The organism is Mahella sp., from assembly GCF_020054945.1.
Lineage (GTDB): Bacteria > Bacillota > Clostridia > Mahellales > Mahellaceae > Mahella.
Genome location: NZ_JAIHAU010000001.1, coordinates 60442 through 84402, shown reverse-complemented (window position 1 = coordinate 84402; position 23961 = coordinate 60442). Strand labels below are relative to the sequence as shown.

20 protein-coding genes and 1 other annotated feature are annotated in these 23961 nt (G+C 45.3%); of the genes, 19 read left to right on the top strand and 1 reads right to left on the bottom strand.

The genetic code is table 11. The annotated features are described in order from the left end of the window. Positions 1–16 precede the first annotated feature (16 nt). The 7 genes from JG770_RS00385 to JG770_RS00355 all read left to right on the top strand — a co-directional run bounded on the left by JG770_RS00385 (position 17) and on the right by JG770_RS00355 (position 7175). A complete protein-coding gene (locus JG770_RS00385; RefSeq protein WP_291953760.1) occupies positions 17–409 on the top strand; it encodes a cupin domain-containing protein in 393 nt (130 codons plus the stop codon). Further along, positions 406–1851 (top strand): NAD-dependent succinate-semialdehyde dehydrogenase, encoded by a 1446-nt coding sequence (locus JG770_RS00380; protein ID WP_291953758.1) that lies wholly within the window; start codon positions 406–408, stop codon positions 1849–1851. The genes JG770_RS00385 and JG770_RS00380 overlap by 4 nt, the downstream gene beginning before the upstream one ends. A gap of 29 nt (positions 1852–1880) precedes the next feature. Then, the gene (xylB, locus tag JG770_RS00375) at positions 1881–3398 is read left to right on the top strand and encodes a xylulokinase (protein WP_291953756.1); all 1518 of its coding nucleotides are present in this window, start codon (positions 1881–1883) and stop codon (positions 3396–3398) included. A 30-nt stretch (positions 3399–3428) separates the two neighbouring features. Continuing rightward, a complete protein-coding gene (locus JG770_RS00370; protein ID WP_013780940.1) occupies positions 3429–3863 on the top strand; it encodes a PPC domain-containing DNA-binding protein in 435 nt (144 codons plus the stop codon). A gap of 143 nt (positions 3864–4006) precedes the next feature. After that, entirely contained in the window at positions 4007–5164 is a 1158-nt protein-coding gene (locus JG770_RS00365) for an acyl-CoA dehydrogenase (RefSeq protein WP_291953753.1), read from the top strand. A gap of 12 nt (positions 5165–5176) precedes the next feature. Next, a complete protein-coding gene (locus tag JG770_RS00360) occupies positions 5177–5971 on the top strand; it encodes an electron transfer flavoprotein subunit beta/FixA family protein (protein ID WP_291953751.1) in 795 nt (264 codons plus the stop codon). Positions 5972–5981: 10 nt separating this feature from the next. After that, positions 5982–7175, top strand: coding sequence for an electron transfer flavoprotein subunit alpha (locus tag JG770_RS00355; RefSeq protein ID WP_291953789.1), 1194 nt, complete (start codon positions 5982–5984; stop codon positions 7173–7175). A gap of 56 nt (positions 7176–7231) precedes the next feature. Here JG770_RS00355 and JG770_RS00350 read toward each other — a convergent pair whose 3' ends face one another. Then, complete coding sequence (locus JG770_RS00350; protein WP_291953749.1) at positions 7232–10312, bottom strand: glycoside hydrolase family 2 TIM barrel-domain containing protein; 3081 nt, start codon at positions 10310–10312, stop codon at positions 7232–7234. Between the two features lie 272 nt (positions 10313–10584). Here JG770_RS00350 and thpR point away from each other — a divergent pair, with 272 nt between their 5' ends. From thpR to JG770_RS00290, 12 genes are all read left to right on the top strand, one after another. Further along, positions 10585–11139 carry an RNA 2',3'-cyclic phosphodiesterase gene (thpR, locus tag JG770_RS00345; RefSeq protein WP_013780966.1) on the top strand — a complete coding sequence of 185 codons (555 nt, stop codon included), beginning with the start codon at positions 10585–10587 and terminating at the stop codon, positions 11137–11139. A gap of 7 nt (positions 11140–11146) precedes the next feature. Next, the gene (locus JG770_RS00340; protein WP_291953743.1) at positions 11147–11848 is read left to right on the top strand and encodes a YggS family pyridoxal phosphate-dependent enzyme; all 702 of its coding nucleotides are present in this window, start codon (positions 11147–11149) and stop codon (positions 11846–11848) included. Positions 11849–11863: 15 nt separating this feature from the next. Beyond that, complete coding sequence (locus JG770_RS00335; RefSeq protein ID WP_291953741.1) at positions 11864–12331, top strand: cell division protein SepF; 468 nt, start codon at positions 11864–11866, stop codon at positions 12329–12331. Continuing rightward, a complete protein-coding gene (locus JG770_RS00330) occupies positions 12328–12597 on the top strand; it encodes a YggT family protein (protein WP_291953739.1) in 270 nt (89 codons plus the stop codon). Before JG770_RS00335 ends, JG770_RS00330 begins: the two co-directional genes overlap by 4 nt. Before the next feature lie 16 nt (positions 12598–12613). Then, the gene (locus JG770_RS00325; protein ID WP_245543942.1) at positions 12614–13153 is read left to right on the top strand and encodes a DivIVA domain-containing protein; all 540 of its coding nucleotides are present in this window, start codon (positions 12614–12616) and stop codon (positions 13151–13153) included. A gap of 10 nt (positions 13154–13163) precedes the next feature. Further along, a complete protein-coding gene (gene ileS, locus JG770_RS00320; protein ID WP_291953788.1) occupies positions 13164–15938 on the top strand; it encodes an isoleucine--tRNA ligase in 2775 nt (924 codons plus the stop codon). 66 nt (positions 15939–16004) lie between these two features. Next, positions 16005–17729 (top strand): DNA polymerase/3'-5' exonuclease PolX, encoded by a 1725-nt coding sequence (gene polX, locus JG770_RS00315; RefSeq protein WP_291953735.1) that lies wholly within the window; start codon positions 16005–16007, stop codon positions 17727–17729. 57 nt (positions 17730–17786) lie between these two features. Next, complete coding sequence (gene alaS, locus JG770_RS00310) at positions 17787–20438, top strand: alanine--tRNA ligase (protein WP_291953734.1); 2652 nt, start codon at positions 17787–17789, stop codon at positions 20436–20438. Beyond that, a complete protein-coding gene (locus JG770_RS00305; RefSeq protein WP_291953732.1) occupies positions 20438–21316 on the top strand; it encodes an ARMT1-like domain-containing protein in 879 nt (292 codons plus the stop codon). The genes alaS and JG770_RS00305 overlap by 1 nt, the downstream gene beginning before the upstream one ends. A gap of 40 nt (positions 21317–21356) precedes the next feature. Beyond that, a complete protein-coding gene (locus JG770_RS00300; protein WP_291953730.1) occupies positions 21357–22028 on the top strand; it encodes a hypothetical protein in 672 nt (223 codons plus the stop codon). Between the two features lie 40 nt (positions 22029–22068). Next, positions 22069–22341, top strand: a binding site (T-box leader). A gap of 48 nt (positions 22342–22389) precedes the next feature. Then, complete coding sequence (aroF, locus tag JG770_RS00295; protein WP_291953728.1) at positions 22390–23403, top strand: 3-deoxy-7-phosphoheptulonate synthase; 1014 nt, start codon at positions 22390–22392, stop codon at positions 23401–23403. Between the two features lie 105 nt (positions 23404–23508). Then, complete coding sequence (locus JG770_RS00290) at positions 23509–23958, top strand: Rrf2 family transcriptional regulator (protein WP_291953726.1); 450 nt, start codon at positions 23509–23511, stop codon at positions 23956–23958. The last annotated feature ends 3 nt before the right edge of the window (positions 23959–23961 follow it).

Here is a 23961-nt window from a genome sequence, read left to right as displayed (position 1 = left end):
AGAGGTAGATAAAACGATGAAATATCTAGTAAATGTACAAGAAAAGCAACCGGATGTCGATCCGCGTTCTTTAAGAGCTAGGGTAAAAGACCGTGAAAAAGCGGTGCTTAGGGATACATATTTCCTTATTGACCCCGACGATAGCGTATCAAAACGCTTGAAGATGGGATACACTGTTATTTATCCTACAGGGACTACCACCGGTCATGCACATGATGAAGAAGAGGTCTATTATGTCATTTCAGGCGAAGGGGTAATGGTTGTGGGTGACGACGAGTTTCCTATAAAAACCGGTGATGCATTGTATGTGCCGCCTAAAGAGTTTCATACCACATACCAGAGGGGAAATATACCGCTGACAGTACTGTGGGTGACAGGTAAATTGGACCCGGAGGAATACGAGAAATGATACATGAGAAGATGTTTATAGCCGGCAAATGGGTAGAGTCGGAAACTGGAGATACATTTAAAGTAATTAATCCTGCTACGGAGGAAGTGTTTGCCGAGGTACCGCTGGCTACCCCAAATGACGTGGAGATGGCTATAGCTGCGGCTGACGGGGCTTTTACAGACTGGAGCGCTTTGACGCCGTTTGAAAGAGGGCGATATTTGCGCAAAGCCAGCAGCACGATTTTGGAACGTTCCAAAGAAATAGCTAAGCTGATGACCATGGAACAGGGCAAGCCATTGGCTGAAGCTGAGGGAGAGGTGAAAAAAGGAGCAGATATATTGCGCTATTATGCTGAAGAAGGAGAGAGAGTATATGGCCGTATTATAGCTAATGCCGAAGTGGACATGGAGAGTATGGTTATATATCAGCCTATTGGCGTGGCAGCGGCTATATCGCCGTGGAATTATCCTATAGAACTGTTAGCGTGGAAAGTAGGCGGAGCCCTAGCATCGGGATGCACGCTCGTGGCCAAACTGCCGTCGGAAACACCTCTTTCTCCGCTGGCTTTCATAAAATGCGTAGTCGATGCCGGTATACCTGCTGGTGTGTTGAATGCGGTTACGGGGCCGGGTTCGGTTATAGGCGCAATTTTAACAGCTCATCCGTTGGTCAAAAAAGTAGCATTCACAGGATCCACGGAAGTGGGTAAAGGGGTTCTGAAGAGTACTGCCGATACCTTAAAAAAGGTATCTTTGGAGCTCGGCGGCAGCTTACCTATGGTTATTTGCAGCGATTGCGATATGGATGCCGCCGTAGCTGGTGCCGTAAGAAGATCTTTTAGGAATATGGGGCAGATATGCATAGCTATAAACAGGATTTATGTGTCTCAGGATATATACGAGAAATTTATAGAGCGTTTCGCCGAGGCTACTGAGAAGCTCGTAATAGGCAATGGCCTGACGGATGATCCATGCGATCTTGGTCCGATGTGTACATCGAGTGGTTTGGAGAAAACAATGTCGCATATAAAAGATGCCGTTGGTAAAGGGGCAAAGATCGTATGCGGCGGCAAACGGCCGTCGGGCGAAAAGTTTGAAAAGGGATATTTCTTTGAACCGACTATTCTACGCGATGTGGATCATAGCATGTTAGTGATGAACGAGGAAACTTTCGGGCCGCTGGTAGGTGTTATGCCATTTAAGAATTTGGAAGAAGCTGTTAAATTGGCCAATGATACAAAATACGGTTTGGCTGCCATAGTATTTACGCAGGATATAAGTACCGCTAAACGTTTATCTCATCTGATTGAGGCCGGTAATATAGCGATCAATAATGTTGATGCCGGCGTTATAAACGCCCCTTATGGAGGATGGAAAGATAGTGGTTTTGGTGTGGAACATGGTCCTGAGGGACTATATGAGTACTTGCATATAAAACACATAAGGCTGCGTTATATATAGATGATTTTAGGATAAGGGGCGGATATATTTTGGAGCATAAGTATATGCTGGGAGTAGATATCGGTACATCGAGCTGTAAAAGCGTGATAATCGATGAGAATAGCCAGGTAATAGCCGATGCTTCTGCTGGATACGGAGTCGACATGCCTAGGTTAAACTGGGTGGAGCAAAACCCGGTCGATTGGTGGAATGCGGTGATTTTAAGCATAAAGAAGGTATTAAAAGAAAGTCGAATTAATACCGATGCTTTATCATGCATGGGCCTTTCCGGACAAATGCATGGCCTTGTTGCCATAGATAGCGGCGGAAATGTTTTGAGACCTGCTATACTTTGGAATGACCAAAGATCATTTCAGGAATGTCAAAGTATCATTGAAATGGTTGGTGGTAAAGAACGTTTGTTGGAGATGATTAATAACAATATGCTGCCGGGCTATACAGCAAGTAAAATATTGTGGCTAGCACAACATCAGCCTTATATATACGAAAAGACACATATATTCCTTAACCCAAAGGATTATATAAGATACAGGTTGACAGGCGATTTTGCAACCGATGTTTCTGATGCATCCGGAACCGGCTTATTTGATGTAGAACATCGCCGCTGGAGTGATAAACTGCTATCTATATTGAATATTTCTAAAGACCGTTTACCCTCTTGTTTTGAATCCATAGAAGTTACCGGCTATGTCAATGCCAAAGCTTCGGGAATGACAGGTTTACCGAAAGGTTTGCCGGTGGTGGCGGGTGGCGGGGATGCAGTAATCCAGACGACCGGTACCGGCTTGATAAAAGAAGGTATACTCGGTACTATAATCGGTACAGCCGGGATAGTAGCTATGGGGTTGAATAACTATAAATTCAATGAACATGGGTCTTTGCAGATATTTTGCAATAATTATCCCGGCACATGGCATGCTATGGGTGTTACCCTGGGTGCCGGAGCATCATTGGAATGGCTTAAGGATATTTTATATGACGATAACTGCGATAATATATATAAAAGAATGGATGAAAATGCGGCTGCTTCACCACCAGGCAGCAGGAGCCTTATATTTCTTCCATATATCTTTGGGGAACGTTGTCCTTATGCTGACCCATTGGCCAGAGGTGCTTTTATAGGTATAACTTATCAGCATCATGTTCCAGATCTCATAAGGGCAGTGCTGGAGGGTGTTGTATTCAGCTTAAGGCATGTATCGGAACTAATAATAAATTGCAGCGACGTGCCGATTTCCGAAATTAGGACTTCAGGAGGCGGTTCACGTAGTATGCTTTGGAGGCAGATTCAGGCGGATGTATTTCAATTGCCGGTTAAAACCGTAAACGGCAGTGAATATGGAGGAGCTTTTGGCGCAGCCTTAATAGCTGGCGTAGGATCTCATATATGGACTGATATATACCAGGCAATAGAAATGCTTAAAGTGGAAAGCGAAACTGATCCTGATTATAAAAATAAAGATTTATACGATGAATTGTACGATAATTATAAAAGCGTATATCCGGCGCTTAAATCTATATTTGACAGATTGAGCAGCCTGACATAATATTTTATTGCAATAAGGAGAAATGGAATTATGGAATATTTTTCAACACAACAGATAGGCAGGACGTTTGTATTGAGGCTTGATCAAGGCGATATGATCCTGGAAAATATAAACGAATTAATCGCGAAAGAGGGAATAAAGGATGCGGTAGTGATATCCGCCATAGGCACATTGGATATGTGCGTATTGCATATGGTGACCACCACGGGATATCCAGCAGTAGAGCACTTCGAGCGTTGGGAGAATAAACCTCTGGAGCTTTCATCGATAGATGGAATAATAGCCGATAGCAAGCCTCATTTGCATGCAGTTGTAGCCGATTCTGAAAAGGCCTATTCAGGGCATCTTGAGAACGGATGCAGGGTGCTATATCTTGCTGAAATAGTCATTATGGAATTAAAATCTATGGATTTAACTCGCGTATACAACGATAAACATATACTAAAATTAATAAGCCAGAAATAACGATAAATATAATTATTTATTAGAAGCCGGGGTTTTATCTCGGCTTCTTTCTTATCTATTGAATAGCGCACCAATCTTTTATATTGTCAAGTTATATGCAATATGTTAAACTTATAATATAATTTATGGGGAGGATTTGACGGATGGATTATTTCCTTACGGAAGAACAACAAATGATAAAGGAATTGGCGGCGCGCATAGCCGATGAAAAAGTAGCGCCGGTAGCCCGGGAACTGGATGAAAAAGAGGAATTCCCATACGAGATAATGAAAATATTAGCTGAATCAGATCTTTTCGGCGTATATATACCGGAGGAATACGGTGGACTGGGCGGAGGTATAACCGAGCAGTGCCTTGTGATCGAAGAATTGAGCCGTGCCTGCGCCGGCGTAGCTGTCAGCTATGCTGCATCAGGGTTAGGCTGCACGCCAATATTGCTATTTGGTACAGAAGAACAAAAGCAAAAATACGTGCCGGATATAGCAGCCGGTAAAAAATTAGCTGCTTTTGCATTGACCGAGGCCAATGCCGGCAGCGATGTGAGCGGTATACAGACTATGGCCGTTAAAGACGGCGATTATTATATATTAAACGGTACCAAACAGTGGATAACCAACGGCGGTGAGGCTGATGTCTATGTCGTTTTGGCGGTAACCAACAGGAGTAAAGGAAGCCGTGGGTTTTCGGCTTTTATTGTAGAAAAAGATACTCCCGGCCTTTCATTCGGAAAGAAAGAAAAGAAACTCGGTATACGGGCATCGGCCACGCGTGAAGTGATATTCACCGATTGTCGCATACCGAAAGAAAATATCCTTGGCAAGGAAGGCATGGGCTTTATAGTGGCTATGAAGAATTTTGACCGTACGCGGCCGGGCATAGGAGCTCAGGCGGTCGGCATAGCCCAAGGGGCTTTGGATTATGCAGCTAGTTATGCGCATCAACGCTATCAATTCGGACAGCCCATATCCTCATTCCAGGCCATACAGCATATGCTGGCTGACATGGCTACGCAAACCGAGGCTGCCAGGGCACTCGTGTATGCTACGGCGCGCATGATCGATGCAGGAGCCAAAGATTTCAGCAAAGAGTCATCGATGGCTAAGGTGTTTGCTTCAGATGTAGCCATGAAGGTTACCACCGATGCCGTCCAGATTCTGGGGGGTTATGGCTATATGAGGGATTATCCTGTCGAGAAAATGATGCGCGATGCGAAGATCACTCAAATATATGAAGGCACCAATCAGATACAACGCAATATAATAGCGCTGGAATTGATAAAGCAATATGCCAGCAAAAAATGAGGTGATAGCGCATTGAATATAATAGTATGCATAAAGCAAGTGCCGGCTACTAATGATGTCAAGATAAACAAGGATACCAATACGCTGGTTAGGGATGAGGCTCAAAGCGTCATAAATCCATTCGATACATATGCGGTAGAAGAAGGCGTGAGGCTTAAAGAAGCAACGGGCGGCAAAATTACGGTTATAAGCATGGGTATACCTAAAGTAGCTGACATATTAAAGGAATGCATAGCTGTCGGAGCGGACGATGGTATACTCTTGAGCGATAGAGCATTTGCCGGGGCGGATACATTGGCTACTTCGGCGGCACTGGCTGCAGGAATAAACAAGATAGGTGACTATGATATCATAATATGCGGCAAACAGGCTATAGACGGAGATACTGGACAGGTAGGGCCGGAATTAGCCGAACGTCTCGGTATCCCGCATATAACGTGCGTCAGAAAAATAGAGGAGATAAAGGAAGATTATATACGAGCACAGCGTATGACCGATTTCGGTTACGAGGTTATAGAATGTTCGCTGCCTGCCGTCATAACCGTTGTAAAAGAGATAAATGAGCCGCGCTTGCCGTCCATAAAAGGCATGATGAAAGCCAAAAAAGCGGTTATACCGGTATGGACGGCTGACGACGTAGGTGCCGATAAGGATAAAATAGGGCTCAGAGGTTCACCTACCAAGGTTATAAAAACGTTTACTCCGGAAATAAATATAAACACCGAAATAATAGACGGTGCTCCGGAGGAGCAAGCTCATAAGCTTGTGGAAAAACTGCTGCAGTTGCAGATAAAAGTACCTGTATGAGGGGTATATGATGGGCATAAGAATTATAGAAGAAAACTGTACGGGCTGTGCCGTGTGTATCAGGGCATGCCCGTTTAATGCAGTAAAGATGGAAAACGACAAAGCCGTTATATTGGACAACTGTACGTTATGCGGTTCGTGCGCAGATGCATGCAAGTTCGACGCGATAGATTTTCAGGCCGAGCGTGGGACGGGTATGGGCGATCTGTCATCTTACAGGGATGTATGGGTATTTGCGGAACAAAAGGGCGGTATCGCAGATAGTGCGGTATTTGAGCTATTAGGCGCCGGTCGGCGTCTGGCCGATCAACTCGGTGAGGATTTGGCCGCTGTATTGATAGGCAATAAAGTACGGCCTGTGGCTCAGCAGCTTATAGCCTATGGTGCCGATAAGGTCTACTGGGTAGATCATCCCGATCTTGAATATTTTAACGATGAGCTCTATGCGGACAATCTTTCCTATCTTATACAACGCTATCGTCCCAATATAGTGTTGCTTGCGGCAACGGTTTATGGTCGCTCATTGGGACCGAGGGTGGCTGCGCGCATAGGTACCGGTCTTACTGCGGATTGTACTGGATTGGAAATAGATGTCGATACGCGAAATCTCATGCAGACGCGTCCGGCCTTTGGCGGTAACCTTATGGCTACCATTGTATGCCCGGATCATCGGCCCCAGATGGCCACAGTGCGTCCCAGGGTTATGAGGCCATTGGAACCGAACTCCGGACGCTCGGGGCATATACTGCGCCAACAGGCTCAGCTAAAACAAGATTTAAAGACGCGCGTGCTGCAGGTGGTAGAAGAAGCCGGAGAAACCCTTAACCTGTTGGAGGCCGATATAATCGTGTCGGGAGGGAGAGGTCTTGGAGATCCCAAAAACTTTGCTCTTGTAGAAGAATTGGCTAAGACATTGGGCGGTGCTGTAGGAGCATCGCGAGCGGCGGTGGATGCCGGTTGGATACCGTACAGCCATCAGGTGGGGCAGACCGGCAAAACGGTAGGCCCGAAGATATACTTCGCATGCGGTATATCTGGCGCTGTACAACATTTGGCTGGCATGTCGTCGTCGGATATAATAGTGGCTGTAAATAAAGATCCTGATGCGCCTATATTCAAGGTGGCCACATATGGCATAGTAGGCGATGTGCTCGAGATATTACCTCTAATCACAAACGAATTTAAAAAAGCGCTGGGGAAATAGCCGAATATGTTTTATAATGGGAGGGGTGTGTACACCCCTCCCATTATAAATGATTCTCAAATTATTTGAGGATAATGTTTGCTCGATGCCACAGCCGACATGGCATCCGCCGCAAACGGTCTTAATATGAAGCTGAAGTTCACATTCTCCGGCTTGAGCTGGTATTTTTCCAACGGACCGGGACCGCAGCTATTGCTGCCGAGGCCGCCTTGTTCATAATCTATATTGATTATAGTTTCATCGCGATGTACCAGCTCATAAGTATGCTCAGCTTCGGTCAGATCCTGCGCGGTATAATGATGCGCGCTTATATTGAATGTCGGCTTGCCCATTATGAGCCATCCTATGCCGCGCAAATTCGTAACAGTAGCCCAGCGTACATCCGATTTATTGCCGTTTTCCTGCGGACGTACATAAGGCACGTGCTGCTCATCCACAGTACCAGCATATACGCTTATTCTGGCACTTTCTTTCTTGTCTATATAATTTTCATGCGGGCCGCGTCCATACCATATAAATTGTTCCATACCTTTTGGCAATTGCATTTCCATACCTATGCGCGGCAGATGCGGCAGATCGGAACGCAGTGATATATCGGCATTTACTTCTATATCACCGTTACCGTATAGTGTATATGCAACGTTAGCACGACATACCGGCGTCAGACTGTATGGAGCTAATACATGCGACACAGTAATTTGCGCTGTTTGCGGAGAAAGCGTAGAAAATGAGATGTCAGCAATACGGCTTATCAGCCTGTCCAACCCCACCTTTTTCCACAATTCTGCTTGATGTATATCGTTATCGGTAGGAGCTCTCCATAGATTTATTCGCGGGCCTTCATGTATCATTGGCATACCGTTGTAATTATAGGACGCTATTCTCCCATAATGCTTATCGAATATCAATTCGAAATCCTGGCCTGCTATTTCTATAGTATTATCGGTTTGTCGACAGCTTAGTGCCGGCATATTCGATACAGCTATAGATGTAGGCGGAGCCTCTACAGGCAGCTTAAACTGTGCCCATGCTATTTCAAAGCCGCATTTGGCCCATAGCATGTCTTGATTTAATGTAAAGCTGAAGTTTATCCAGTATTCGGTGCCTGCTTTGGCGGCAGGCATGGCATAAGGTACGGTTATCGTCATGGACTGGCCGGCGGCTATATTCAGAGCAGGCAAGATACCGTGCTGCATCGTTTTTCCATCGCTCACCACAGACCATCTGCCATCGAGGTGTCTCAACGATATGAAATTATATAGATTGCTGATGGAAAATGTTCCTGTCGCCATATCTATAGCGTATACCTTTACAGGTTCTAGGACCTTTTTATATTCGATAAGGCCGGTATGAGGTATACGGTCGGGGAAATTCAAACCATCGATGCAGAAATTACCATCATTCGGCTTATCGCCGAAATCTCCGCCGTATGCGAACCATTCCTCGCCCGACGGTGTATATTGGCGTATGCCGTGATCTACCCATTCCCAAACGCAACCGCCTATAAGCCGTGGGTATTTATAGATGGTTTCCCAGTATTCTTTGAGATTGCCGGGGCCGTTGCCCATAGCATGCGCATATTCGCACATGAAGAATGGGCGTGGGTCATCGGTCCTTTGTCCTTCTTGTGCAAGCTTTTCCACTGTGGGGTACATGACACTTACTATATCAACGACCGGCACGTCGTGAGCACCTTCATAATGTATGGGCCGCGTCGTATCGTGTTGGCGTATCCAGGCTGCCATAGCATCGTGATTGCACCCATAGCCTGATTCATTGCCCAGCGACCATATGATGATGGATGGATGATTTTTATCCCGCTCCACCATGCGCTCGGCTCTATCCACATAAGCCTGCTCCCATTCCGGGTCGTCGGAGATCTGATTGAGATTGCCCGTAAATGCAAATCCGTGGCATTCGAGATCGGTTTCATCTATGACGTATAGGCCGTAACGGTCGCACAGATCCAGCCAACGCGAATCATTCGGATAGTGGGATGTTCGCACAGCGTTTATGTTATGCTGCTTCATAAGCGTTATATCCTTGACCATGGATTCTAACGATACAGCGTGGCCGAGGTCTGGGTGTGTATCATGCCTGTTCACACCCTTTAATTTCACCGATACACCGTTTACCAATAGTTGCTGATTTTTTATCTCTATTTTGCGGAAGCCCACGGCAAAGCTTTCGATTTCTTTTGTATTGCCTTCGGCATCCTTTAGAGTCAGTATCAATGTGTACAAATATGGATCCTCGGCTGACCACTTATGAGGATCAGAGACGGGCGTTTCCATATTTACGATGATTTCTTCTCCTAAAATTGGGGCAGCTGTGGCGTCTTTTTTGGCTACTTTTTGCCCGCCGCTGTCTAATAGCTCCATTATTACCGTATAGTTTTCACTCTCGTGATTTGCATAATTTTTGATGTATGTTTTTACGTTGAGTACAGCATCCGCACACACATCATCAAGAATTGTGTCGACGTGCACATCGCGCATGTGTACGCTTGGTGTGGCTATAAGATACACATCGCGGAATATACCGCTTAAGCGCCACATGTCCTGATCTTCCAGATAGCTGCCGTCCGACCATTGATATACCTGTACGGCCAACGCGTTGCCGCCTGCATGTATGTATGGCGTAATGTTGAATTCCGACGGCAGATGACTGCCTTGGCTATATCCGATTTCATGACCGTTTATCCATACTCTGAAGGCCGAATCGACGCCCTCAAAGGTTAAAAATATTTGTTTGTCCTGCCACGATGACGGTATCTCGAAATCGCGCTTGTATAAGCCTGTGGGATTGTCATCGGGGACGTAAGGCGGATCTACCGGATAAGGATATGCCACATTGGTATAGTTGGGCTTACCGTAGCCGAGAATCTGCCAATTGCTAGGCACAGGAATATCATCCCACGTTTCCGTATCGTACTCGGGTTGCTCAAAACCCACTGGACAAGCAGCAGGATATGGCAGATAACAAAATTTCCATTGACCGTTCAATAACTTAAAATATGGAGAAAGGCCTCTTTCAAAAGAAACAGCGGCACCCGCATCAGCATATGGAATCAAGGTGGCATGAGCAGGCTCTCTGTTCTTGGCTAATATATATTGATTTTGCCAATCGTATTGCACAATAAAACCTCCTAAATATATCTATATTATTATATTAACATCCTTATCCTGCCTTGTAAATGGGATTATATTAATATTTATATGGCTATTTGAAATTGCTGTTATCTTCAACGCTGCTAAGCATACCATTAACACTCGACGATGAACTGCATACTGCACGAGTATATATCAGAGCAAAAAAAGAACCCATGATAATGAAAGATTTTCGTATTTTTGGTTGTTGAAACGGTGCAAAGATGATATAATAAAGAAAACTTATTTTATTCAGGTGAATGATGAGAGCGTTTATTGCTGTCGATTTTGACCATGACGTAAAAAAGAATATAGTGCATGTACAACAGGCGGTGCAAAATCATGCAACAGCCGGGCGATGGAAACAGATGGATAATTTTCATCTGACATTGGAGTTTTTAGGCGAGATAACGCCCGGGGAGATGGATAGGATTTGCCTTTTGATGGGTGAGGTAGCTGGAAGGCACGTTCCTTTTGAGCTGTGCCTCGGGAAGATCGGATTTTTTAAGGGCCGCGGCGTTTTTAGAGTGGTATGGCTCGGTATAGAAGGCGATCAGGATGCCTTAAATGCTTTACAGCGCGATGTGAAAGATACTTTAGCACTTTTGAACTTCAGAGATGACAATCGGTTTTCGCCACATATAACGCTGGGGCAGGATGTAAAGCTGGATGTGCCGTTTGAGCAGTTAAAGGATACTGTCAGTGCAGGGAAGGACCTTATATACGTAAGAGCGTTCTGTCTTATGGATAGCCGCGTTATAGACGGCCGACGCGTATATACGCCGGTAAAGCAATTTGATTTATCTGGAAGGTGATAGCCTATTGTATGAATACATAGCCTCAAATATAGATCGTGTAAAGGAGCGCATAAAGAAAGCGGCTGAACGTTCTGGACGCTCGGTTGATGATATAGTGCTCATAGCTGTCACAAAGACGGTTGATGTGGAGCGTATCAAAGCGGCAGTGAATTATGGCATAAAGGACCTGGGAGAGAATCGTGTGCAGGAATTGGCGGCGAAGTATCCTTATATTTCGGATGATGTGCGCTGGCATATGATAGGTCGCTTGCAGACAAACAAAGTGAAATATATAATAGACAGGGTATCGCTTATACATTCGGTAGATAGCCTCAAGCTGCTAAAGGAAATAGATAAGCGCTCCGAAATAGCAAATAGAATGATGGATATACTTATAGAGGTCAACGTTGCCGGCGAAACGTCCAAGGGCGGTGTGGCGGTAGAAAATGTTATCGATTTTGTAAAGCAGAGTGCGGCTTTTGAGAATATAAGGATAAAAGGGTTAATGACCGTAGCGCCGCAAACAGATAATCCCGAAATTGTAAGGCCGCACTTCATGCGGATGAACGATTTGAGCTATAAAATAAAAAAACTAAAACTAGACAATGTAGAAATGAAGTATCTTTCCATGGGCATGAGCGGAGACTTTGAGGTAGCGATAGAAGAAGGTTCCAATATGGTAAGGATTGGGACAGCCATATTCGGCCAAAGACCGATAAATACATGAAGGAGGTATACCAAAATGGCTAACGGCGTATTTTCAAAAATACTGAATATTATGGGGCTGGAAGATGATATAATAGATGAAGAAGAGGAATTTAATGGTACATATGAGGAGGAAACTGCATATGAGCAGCCAAAAAAGAAGGCCAAAGTTGTGAATATACACAGTGCTGCTTATGCTAAGATAATGTTGTGCCAGCCATACTCATATGACGATGCCCAAACGGTTATAGACCATCTAAAAAATCGCCGGCCGGTGGTGCTGAATCTGGAAGCGTTGGACGGCGCTATGGCACAGCGTATACTGGATTTTACCAGCGGTGCAGCCTATGCGCTGGATGGCAATGTGCAGAAGGTTTCGAAAAGTATATTCATAGTAGTACCGAGCAATATAGAGCTAAGCGGCAATATATTGAATAGCACCGAGGATGATAATTTTTATACATCATTTTTTGATAGCAACGACGATATAGGAGGGCATAGATGACGTTTATAAGGGCTGTGATAGTTGCTTTTATATACTTGTTACAGATATTTTCATGGCTTATAGTTATAGAGGCCCTGTTGTCATGGGTAGTGGACCCGTTTCATCCGATAATGCAGTTTATAAGGCGCTTTACCGAACCGATCCTAGATCCGTTTCGGCGATTGACAGAGCGTATGCCCACGGCTAATCTGCCTATAGACATATCGCCATTGCTGGCCATAATAGTAATACAGATATTGATCGCCGTACTGCAAGGATTAGCATAGAGGAGGCAGAATGTTCATGGAAATAGACCCTGGGGTACTAGGCAAGGCCGATATCTTAAAGGAGAATAAAGGAGGTAACGTTATGGTATTGACGCCTATGGAAATACATAATAAGGAATTTTCACGCGGATTTAGAGGGTACAGCGAGGAAGAGGTAGACGAATTTTTAGACGAGATCGTAGTGGATTATGAAAGACTATATAAAGAAAATCTTGACCTAAAGGACCGCATTGCTATGCTGAGCGATGAGGTGAGACATTATAAAGCAATAGAAGGCACATTAAAAGAAACCTTATTGACCGCGCAAAAGGCCGCCGATGACGTTGCCGATAATGCCCGGAAAAAGGCCGAGCTCATAATACAGGATGCTGAAAACCAGGCCAGAGCGATAATAGCCAACGCTAATAAAGAAGTGGTTGACATCCATAAGGAGATAGAGGACAAGAAAAAGCAGCTGCAAATATTCAAGACGCAATTCCGCAGCTTTTTGGAAACGCAATTGGAATTGATAAAAAATGAAACATTCTTAGAACAAAATAATGATGGTGAGGAATGATATAGCAAAGATGGATTACAGCAAGACATTGAATTTGCCAAAAACCGATTTCCCCATGAAGGCCAATTTATCACAGAGGGAACCGGCGATACTTAAATGGTGGGAAGATAACGATATATATATAAAATCACTTGAAGTCAATGACCAAAAGCCGCTGTTCATACTGCATGACGGGCCGCCGTATGCCAACGGCGATATTCATCTCGGACATGCGTTAAATAAGATATTGAAGGATATAATAGTAAAATTCAAATCCATGAGAGGTTATAAAGCCCCTTATGTGCCGGGCTGGGATACACATGGTTTGCCTATAGAGTCGCAAGCCATAAAGAAACTGGGCGTCAATCGATATGAAACCGATCCAGTAGAGTTCCGGCGCATGTGCCGGGATTTTGCTTTAAAATACGTCGATATACAAAAGGATGAATTTAAAAGGTTGGGCATCAGAGGTGATTGGGACAACCCCTACCTTACATTAAAACCGGAATTTGAAGCCAAACAGATCGAAGTATTTGGCGAGATGGCTAAAAAGGGGTATATATATAAAGGCCTCAAACCGGTATATTGGTGTACTGATTGCGAAACTGCTCTGGCCGAAGCCGAGATAGAATATGCCGATCATGCTACCGAATCGCTTTATGTTAAATTTCCCGTGGTCGATGACAAAGGCTTATTTGACGGCGTGGATAATGCATATTTGGTTATATGGACCACTACGGCATGGACACTGCCGGCCAATATGGCTGTATGCCTTAATCCCGATATAGAATATGGATTGGTGCGCTTTGACAATGGTGAGGCATATGTTTTAGCCGTTGATCTAATCGATTCGGTGGCTGCTGATGCTGGATTGGGGCATTATGATATATTGAAGCGGTTTAAGGGTGAGCAATTGGAAGGTGTTAAAGCCAAACATCCGTTCTTTGATAGGCTTTCGCCTGTGATACTAGGAGAATATGTAACGCTGGAGCAAGGCACGGGCTGCGTTCATATAGCGCCGGGCCATGGGCAGGAGGATTTTGAAGTAGGGCGCCAATACGGCCTCGAGGTATTAAACCCCGTGGATGATAAGGGGTATATGACTCAAAAAGCTGGTAAGTTCGCCGGCATGTACTATGAGGATGCCGGCAAGGCTATAATAGAGGAATTAAACGCTAATAAAATGCTGCTGGCTGTTAAAACGGTGCAGCATTCGTATCCGCATTGCTGGCGGTGCAAGAATCCTGTTATATTTAGAGCAACCGAGCAGTGGTTTGCCTCGATAGACGGTTTCAGGCAACAGGCTTTGGATGCGGTGGCATCGGTTAAGTGGACGCCGGCATGGGGACAGGAGCGCATGAGCGGCATGATCCGTGAGCGCTATGATTGGTGCATATCCAGGCAACGTCTATGGGGTGTACCCATACCGATATTTTATTGTAAGGATTGCGGGGAAGCCATCATAAACGATGAGACCGTAGCTGCTGTCAGTAATTTATTCAGACAAAAAGGCTCGGATGCATGGTTTGCCATGGATGCAGCCGATATATTGCCTGAAGGTTTTACATGCCCGCATTGCGGAGGCAGGAATTTTACAAAAGAAAAAGATATAATGGATGTATGGTTTGATTCAGGTTCCAGCCATGCAGCCGTTTTGGAGACGAGAGATGACCTGCGTTGGCCGGCTGATATGTATTTGGAAGGTTATGATCAGTTCAGGGGCTGGTTTCAGTCGTCCCTTCTTACGTCGGTGGCCACGCGTGAACGTGCTCCTTACGATGAGGTGTTAACTCATGGCATGGTAGTCGACGGCGAAGGGCGCAAGATGTCCAAATCTCTTGGCAACGGAGTAGATCCGCAGGATGTTGTAAAAGAGTATGGCGCAGATATATTACGGCTTTGGGTTACGTCGGCCGATTACAAAAATGATATGCGTATATCGAAATCCATACTGAAGCAATTATCCGAGGTATACCGCAAAATACGCAATACGGCGCGTTTTTTGATGGGCAATCTCTACGATTTTGATCCCGATACAGACGCCATGCCGTATGATGAGTTGAAAGAGATCGATAGATGGGCTCTTATGCGCCTTCATCAATTGATACAAGAGGTAAGCGAGGCGTACGACAACTATGAATATCATGTTGTGCACCACGCTATATACGGTTTTTGCGTGGTCGATATGAGCAACTTTTATCTGGATGTGTTAAAGGATAGGCTTTATACGTATAGAGCCGATTCCAAAGAGAGGCGTTCGGCGCAGACCGTATTGTATGCCATACTGGATGCTATAGTAAGGATGCTGGCTCCGGTGCTCAGTTTTACAGCCGAAGAAATATGGCGCTATATGCCGCACAGCGCCGGCAATGACATCCAAAGTGTTCACGTGGCATCGTGGCCGATAGCTGACGATCGTTATATAGATAGTGCGCTTATGGAGAAATGGGATAAATTGATAGAAGTGCGCGACGAGGTGCTGAAAGCTTTGGAATCGGCGCGCACTCAAAAGCTGATAGGCCAATCTTTAGAGGCCGGAGTGGATATATATGCCGATGGACAGTGGTACGATTTCTTAAAGAGCGAAGAATCGCGTCTGAGCGAGATATTTATAACGTCTCAGGCTGCTGTCAAAAACGGCAATGCACCCGATGAAGCGCTATCTGCCGAAACCATAGATGGATTAAAGATCCATGTGCATAGAGCATCGGGCGAAAAATGCGAGCGCTGCTGGGTATACAGTGACACGATAGGATCAGATCCGGAACATCCCACCATATGCGAGCGCTGCGCCGATAATATATAGATGAGAACAACTTAAAAGCCCGTATATACGGGCTTTTCATATATTCCCAGAATGTGAGTGATATTTATGGATAAAAAACAGATAGCGGATGTACTAAATGATATAGGCCTCCTATTAGAGCTCAAAGGGGAGCTTCCGTTTAAGTCCAGAGCCTATTACAACGCGGCCAGGGCTATAGAGATGCAGGAAAAAGATATAGATGAGCTGATAGCCCTGAACGAATTGAAAGATATAAAGGGCATAGGGGATGCCATAACCAAGAAAATAACCGAATTGGCTACTACCGGTCACCTGGAATATTATGAGAGGCTCAAAAAAGAAATACCACCCGGTCTCATAGAGATGCTTAAGATACCGGGGCTAGGCCCTAAACGTATACAAACCCTTTACAAGAAACTGGGCATAACGACCATAGGTGAACTGGAATATGCTTGTATAGAAAATAGGTTGCTGGAGCTGGAGGGCTTCGGGCGTAAAATGCAGGAAAATATATTGAAGGGTATACAATATGTAAAACGCTATCAAGGGCAATTCCTATATTGCGATGCCAAACAAGCAGCCGATCGGTTGCTGGATGAAGTTAAGAGCATTCAGGGCATATACGATATCTCTATTGCTGGTGCATTAAGGCGTCGGAAGGAGACCACCAAGGATATAGACATAGTAGCTGCGTCGGATACGCCGCAATCTGTCATAGATGCGTTTATAGCGTTGCCGTCGGTGGAGAGCATCATAGCAAGCGGCGATACAAAAGCGTCGGTACGCTTGCTCTCTGGCATAAATGCCGATTTAAGGGTGGTGTTGCACGAGCAATATCCATATGCTCTGCATCATTTTACCGGCAGCAAGGAGCATAATACCGCTATGCGGCATAGGGCGAAACAGATGGGCATAAAGATAAACGAATACGGACTTTTCAGAGGCGAAGAGCTTATTTCTTGCGGCGATGAATATGAATTCTTCCATGCTCTGGGTTTGGAATACATTCCACCGGAACTTCGCGAGGATATGGGGGAGATAGAGGCCGCCGAAAAAGGCATGCTTCCTGATCTTATAGAGGGCAGCGATATAAAAGGCTTATTCCATATCCATACAGCTTACAGCGATGGTATAGCCACCGTATCGGACATGGTAAAGGCGGCTATAGCCAGAGGATATACATATATGGGTATATCCGATCACAGTCAATCGGCGTTCTATGCAGGCGGACTGAAGCCGGAGATTTTACGCAGGCAATGGCGCGAGATAGACGAATTGAATCGTTCGTTGGAGGGGTTTCATATTTTTAAAGGCGTGGAATGCGATATATTGCCTGACGGCAGCTTGGATTATGATGATGACCTGCTGTCAGAATTCGATTTCGTTATAGCGTCGGTTCACTCGCACTTCAACATGACCGAGCAACAGATGACGGCCCGACTGCTCGCGGCAGTATCAAATCCGCATGTTACCATGTTGGGTCATCCCAGCGGCAGACTACTGTTGGCCAGGGAAGAATATAGCCTGGATATGGACGCTGTTATCGATGCCTGTGCCGCACATGGCGTGGCAGTGGAATTAAATGCTAATCCGCATAGGCTGGACATGGATTGGCGATGGTGTCGGATAGCCAAGGAAAGAAGCGTTAAGATAGCTATAAATCCCGATGCCCATGATATCTCCGGTCTAGACGATATGGAATACGGCATAGGCATAGCCCGGAAAGGCTGGCTGGAGGCCGGCGATGTGCTCAATGCCATGCCGTTAAACGATATAGCATCATATTTAGAGCGTCGCAGGCGCAAACATTGACATACGCGCAGCTTATATAATATAATCATGCACAAATGAACATCGCAGGAGGATACAATGGAAAGGCTTAATGTAGACGATATAAGGGATAGATTCTTGCATTTTTTTGAAAGCAAAGGGCATTTGATACTGCCTAGTTTTTCCTTGATACCAAAAAATGACAAGAGCCTGTTGCTGATAAATTCTGGCATGGCACCGCTTAAACCGTATTTTACCGGCCAAGAGACGCCGCCGAGCAAGAGGGTGACCACGTGCCAGAAATGCATACGTACTCCGGACATAGAGCGCGTGGGAAAAACAGCACGTCACGGCACATTTTTTGAAATGCTGGGCAATTTCTCATTTGGCGATTACTTTAAAAAAGAGGCTATACCGTGGGCATGGGAATTCGTTACGCAAGTGTTGGGCCTGCCTGTGGACAGGCTGTGGGTCAGCATATATGAAGAAGACGACGAAGCCTTTGATATATGGCATAATGATGTCGGCCTGCCCGAGGAGCACATAGTGCGCATGGGTAAGGAAGATAATTTCTGGGAAATAGGTGTAGGCCCATGCGGACCATGTTCGGAATTGTACTTCGATCGGGGTGAGGATAAAGGCTGCGGCAAACCCGATTGCGGCGTCGGGTGTGAGTGCGATAGATTTGTGGAATTCTGGAATCTAGTATTCACGCAGTTTTATCGCAATGAGGACGGCACATATGACAAATTGGAGCACCCGAATATAGATACAGGTATGGGATTGGAGCGCATGGCGGTCATAATGCAGGGCGTCGATTCAATATTCGAAATAGATACCATAGGGGCGATTCTGGATTATGTAGCTAAAATAGCCGGTATCTCTTACGGAAGCGATGACAAAAACGATATGTCACTCCGAGTTATAACCGACCATGCCCGCAGCGCTACATTTATGGCGGGAGACGGCATACTTCCGTCAAACGAAGGGCGCGGCTATGTCATGCGCAGGTTGATACGCAGGGCAATAAGACATGGTCGCCTGCTCGGGATACGCGATCCTTTTCTGTACAGGGTAACCGATCAGGTTATAGAGCACTTTAAAGAAGCATATCCGGAATTAGCTCAGCGCAGGGATTTCATACTGCGCGTTATAAATATGGAAGAAGAGCGTTTTGACCAAACACTGGATCAGGGCATGCTTCGTCTGGAGGAGATCGTAGAGCGCATGAGAGCGCAAGGTATCGATACGCTTAACGGCGAAGATGCGTTCAAGCTATACGACACCTATGGTTTCCCATTGGATCTTACACAGGAAATATTGAACGAACGCGGCATAAAAATAGATACGGACGGCTTTGAAAAGCAGATGCAGGCTCAAAAAGAGCGTGCCAGGGCGGCGCGTAAGCAGACCAATTATATGGGCAGCGATGAGGATATATACGCCCAGTTGCCCGATGATGCAACCTCTGTTTTTACCGGATATGACACACTGGAAGATGACGGCATCGTATCCGCTATTGTTGTAGACGGCGAATTGCGCAATGTGGCAATAGAAGGCGACCAAGCGGAGATTATATTGGATAGGACGCCTTTTTATGCACAGAGCGGTGGCCAGGTTGGCGATACGGGTTGGCTCTATAGTAACGGCGCTCGTGTAGAGGTTTATGATTGCAAGAAGGCTAGCGGAGGGCGTATAATTCAACTGGGACGCATAGTTGAAGGCAGTCTGGCAGTGGGCGATAAGGTACATGCTAAAGTAGATGAAGAACGTCGCATGGCTACCGCCCGCAATCACACGGCAACCCATCTGCTCCATAAAGCTTTGCGGGATATGCTCGGAACGCATGTAGAGCAAGCCGGTTCATTGGTAACACCCGACAGGCTGCGCTTTGACTTTTCGCATTTTGCTCCTATGACCCGGCAAGAACTGGATAGGGTGGAATATGAGGTTAATAAACATATATTGGATGACCTTGAGGTAACTATAGAAGAGATGGCTATAGAAGAGGCCAGAAAAACAGGTGCTATGGCATTGTTCGATGAGAAATATGGCGATAAGGTACGCGTAGTATCTATAGATGCGTACAGCAAAGAGCTATGCGGAGGTACTCATCTGAAACGCACGGGTCAGGCTGGGCTTTTTAAGATAATAAGCGAATCGGGTGTGGCTGCGGGTGTACGCCGCATAGAGGCTATTACGGGATTTGGAGTGCTGGAACATATCAAACAGCAGCAACAATTATTAGATGCTGTAGCTGCCACCTTAAAAACCGCCCTTAAGGACGCACCGTCTCGCATAGAGGCCCTGCTCAAAGAGATAAAGGACCTCAAGCAGCAGGTACAGGATGCCAAAAATAAGAAGGCGGTGTCAATAGATGATATAATGTCCTCGGCCGACGCTATAGGCGATACTCGCATTATAGTATATAGGGCGGATAATGTCGATATGCAGTCTATGCGAAATATGCTGGATAATATAAAGGACAGGCTAAAAGATGGCGTAGCTGTGCTGGCCGGTGTCTGCGACGGCAAGGTCAATATCGTAGCAGGTGCGACTAAATCCGCAGTACAACACGGCGTACACGCAGGCAATTTGGCCAAGATGATAGCAGCAGCGCTGGGCGGCAGCGGCGGCGGCCGGCCGGACATGGGGCAGGCCGGAGCTAAAAACGCCGAAGCGCTGGACAAAGCTCTAGCCGGTGCTCGCGATATCATATCAGAACAGATGAAAGCTAAGGTGGAAAGCTGATGGAGTGTGTAGCTGAATGCACGCCGTGTTATCTTAAGCAAGTGATATCGGCTTTTATGGCGGCGGATCTGGATCAAGAGAAACAGCGTCGGCTTATAAAAGAAGTGACCAAAATACTGCCATCTATCGATGATAGCAAGAGCCCTGCGGAAAATTCATCCATAGTTTTACTGGAAGCATACAGGTTGATGGGCATAGAAGATCCATTCAAAAAGGCTAAAGAGCAATCCAACATCATGGCGATGCGATTATATCCGGAATTAAAAGAACGCATCGCCAAAGCCGATGACCCGCTTTTTATGGCTATCCGCATTGCTGCAGCCGGAAATATCATAGATATGGGCATACTCAGGGAGTTCAACGTTGAAGAGAGCATAAGCGAAGCATTATCCACAGGTTTTGCCATAAGCGACTATAAGCAGTTTAAAGAGATTTTATCCAATGCCCGCCGCATACTGATCATAGGCGATAATAGCGGCGAGATAGTATTCGATAAATTGCTGGTGGAGCAATTGGCGCATTATGTATCAGATATCGTATATTCTGTTAAATCAAGGCCTATACTCAATGATGCCACTATGGAAGATGCCGTTATGACGGGTATGACAAATATAGCTCATGTTATAGAGAATGGCAATCAATATCTCGGTACTGTATTGGAAGCTTGTTCTCAGGAGTTTTTACGCGAATTAGAAACAGCCGACCTCGTCATATCCAAAGGACAGGGAAATTATGAATCATTGGAAGGTTCTCTTTTAGCCGGCCGAAAAACCTTCTTCCTTCTTAGAGCTAAATGCCCATGGGTGGCTGCCCGCGCAGGTATTGGCAATATGAGCCTTGCGTTTTGCCAAAATGCTATTGATGTTTCGAACATGTGATGCTATAATTATCCTATGAACATTGAACGGAGTAAAGCTTATGGATAAGATGGATCTAATCCTACAGGAATTAGGCGGCATAAAACAGGATATCAACGGGTTAAAAGATGACGTCAGAGGCCTCAAAGCCGATGTTAGCGGGTTTAAGGCTGATATAAACGGGCTTAAGGCCGATGTAAATGAGCTTAAGACCGATGTGAGAGGATTAAAGGAAGATGTAAATGATCTGCAAGAAGATGTTACCGGTCTAAAGCAGGATGTCAGCAGTCTTAAAGAAGACGTCGATGGTCTAAAGCAGGATGTCAGCAGTCTTAAAGAAGACGTCGGTGGTCTAAAGCAGGATGTCAGCGGTCTTAAAGAAGACGTCGGTGGTCTAAAGCAGGATGTCAAGATATTGAATCAGCGTCAAGACGAGATGCAAAAAGATATCGTCGGATTAAAGCAAGACATCAAGATATTGAATCAGCGTCAAGACGAGATGCAAAAGGATATTGCTGACCTTAAGCAGGGCGTCAATGGTTTGAAAGATGAAGTAACTGCTCTCAAAGAACGCCAAGATGAGACGTATATGATAGCCAGAGCTTTAGAAGATAGCAATGAATTCAAGAGAGCAGAAATGGATACAATGGTTCATGATATAGCCAGGATAAAGGGGACTATTAAAAAAGCCGGGAAAATAATGATAGAAGAAGTGGATACAATAGCAAAATAACAGCATAGATCATATTGTAATATATTATATAAACAAGTTTATAAAAGCTGAGATGAGGAAAAGTAGGTATTGCCTTGCTTTTACAGAGAATCGGGATAAGGTGAGAACCCGAGGAAGGTGGTTATATCGAAGTTCTCCTCGGAGCTGCAGGCTGAACGTGTCCGCATGTGGATACCAATAGGCTGTGCCGGTAGCTTCCGCCGTTAAAGGTAAGAGGGCATGTTAGTGCCTGCGATAAAGAGGGTTTTATATATTCATATATAAAACTAAGATGGGTGGTACCGCGGAAAGCAAAACGCTCTTCGTCCCTATATAGGGATGATGGGCGTTTTTTTATTATATAGAAAAGGAGCAGATAAAGATGATAATAGTAATGCAACCTAATGCCGGCAAAGAACAGATAAAGTACGTGGAAGAGCAGATAAAAACCTTTGGTTTTCAGGCTCATCCTATATACGGCGAATTTAAGACCGTAATAGGAGCCATAGGCGATAAAACCGGTTTCGACCCACAGGTATTCTTGAATATGCCCGGGGTAGAAACTGTAGTGCCTATTATGAAGCCATATAAATTGGTGAGCAGAGAACTAAAAGCTGACAATACTGTAGTGGATGTGAACGGGGTAAAGATAGGGGGTGACAAACTTGTCTCTATTGCTGGTCCTTGCGCTGTAGAAAGTGAGCAGCAGATAATGGATATAGCCTTGGCTGTGCAAAAAGCGGGTGCCGATATGCTGCGCGGTGGGGCATATAAGCCTCGGACATCGCCATACGCATTTCAGGGGCTTGGTGAAGACGGATTAAAATTATTGGCTCAAGCCGGTCAGGAAACCGGTCTGAGAGTGGTGACAGAAGTAGTCGATCCACGCGATATCGAATTAGTGGCCAGTTATGCAGATATGCTTCAAATAGGCGCAAGAAATATGCAGAATTATCGCCTGTTGCAGGAAATAGGAGCATCTAAAAAACCGGTTATATTAAAACGCGGTATATCGGCCACTATAGAGGAATGGCTTATGGCGGCCGAATATATACTTTACAATGGCAATCCGAATGTGGTATTATGCGAGCGCGGCATACGCACATATGAGACAGCTACGCGAAATACGCTGGATCTCAATGCCATACCACTATTAAAAGAATTGACGCACTTGCCCGTAATAGTGGATCCAAGTCATGCCACAGGGCTGTGGCGATTGGTACCTTCTGTGTCTATGGGCGTGATAGCGGCCGGAGCAGACGGTCTTATAATAGAAGTGCACAATGACCCGTCTCACGCCTTGTCCGACGGTCCTCAGTCAATATTGCCCGAGCGCTTTGGAGAATTAATGGCGAATCTCAAGGCATTGGCTGCTGTTGTAGGCCGCAGCATATAATATTTCATTTCAAATCATGTTGACAATAATACTTGGGAATGCTATTATTATATATAGAATTCCAAGCTATTAACTAGGCTTTATTAAAATATGGAGGTGAGAGACGTGAAATTATCGACAAAAGGACGCTATGGCCTTACAGCCATGCTTGATCTGGCTCTGAATTATGGGGAAGAGCCTGTAGCATTAAAGAATGTGGCGGAGCGTCAAGGCATATCCGAGCCTTACCTGGAACAGCTTATAGCCGGTCTGCGCAAGGCCGGTCTGGTAAAGAGCGTAAGAGGAGCGCAGGGAGGCTATATTTTAGCGTATCCACCGGATAAGATAACAGTTGGCGATGTTATGAGAGTGCTTGAAGGTCCGTTGGCCCCTGTGGATTGTGTTATCGAAAACGAACCCGTATCATGCGAAAAGGCCGATCATTGTGTCACTCGAATAATATGGGAAAAAATAAGGGATAGTATTAATCAGGTAGTGGATTCTATAACACTACAGGATATGGTAGATGAATATAATAGCATGAATGGCCAAAAAGGCTATATGTATTATATATAAGCG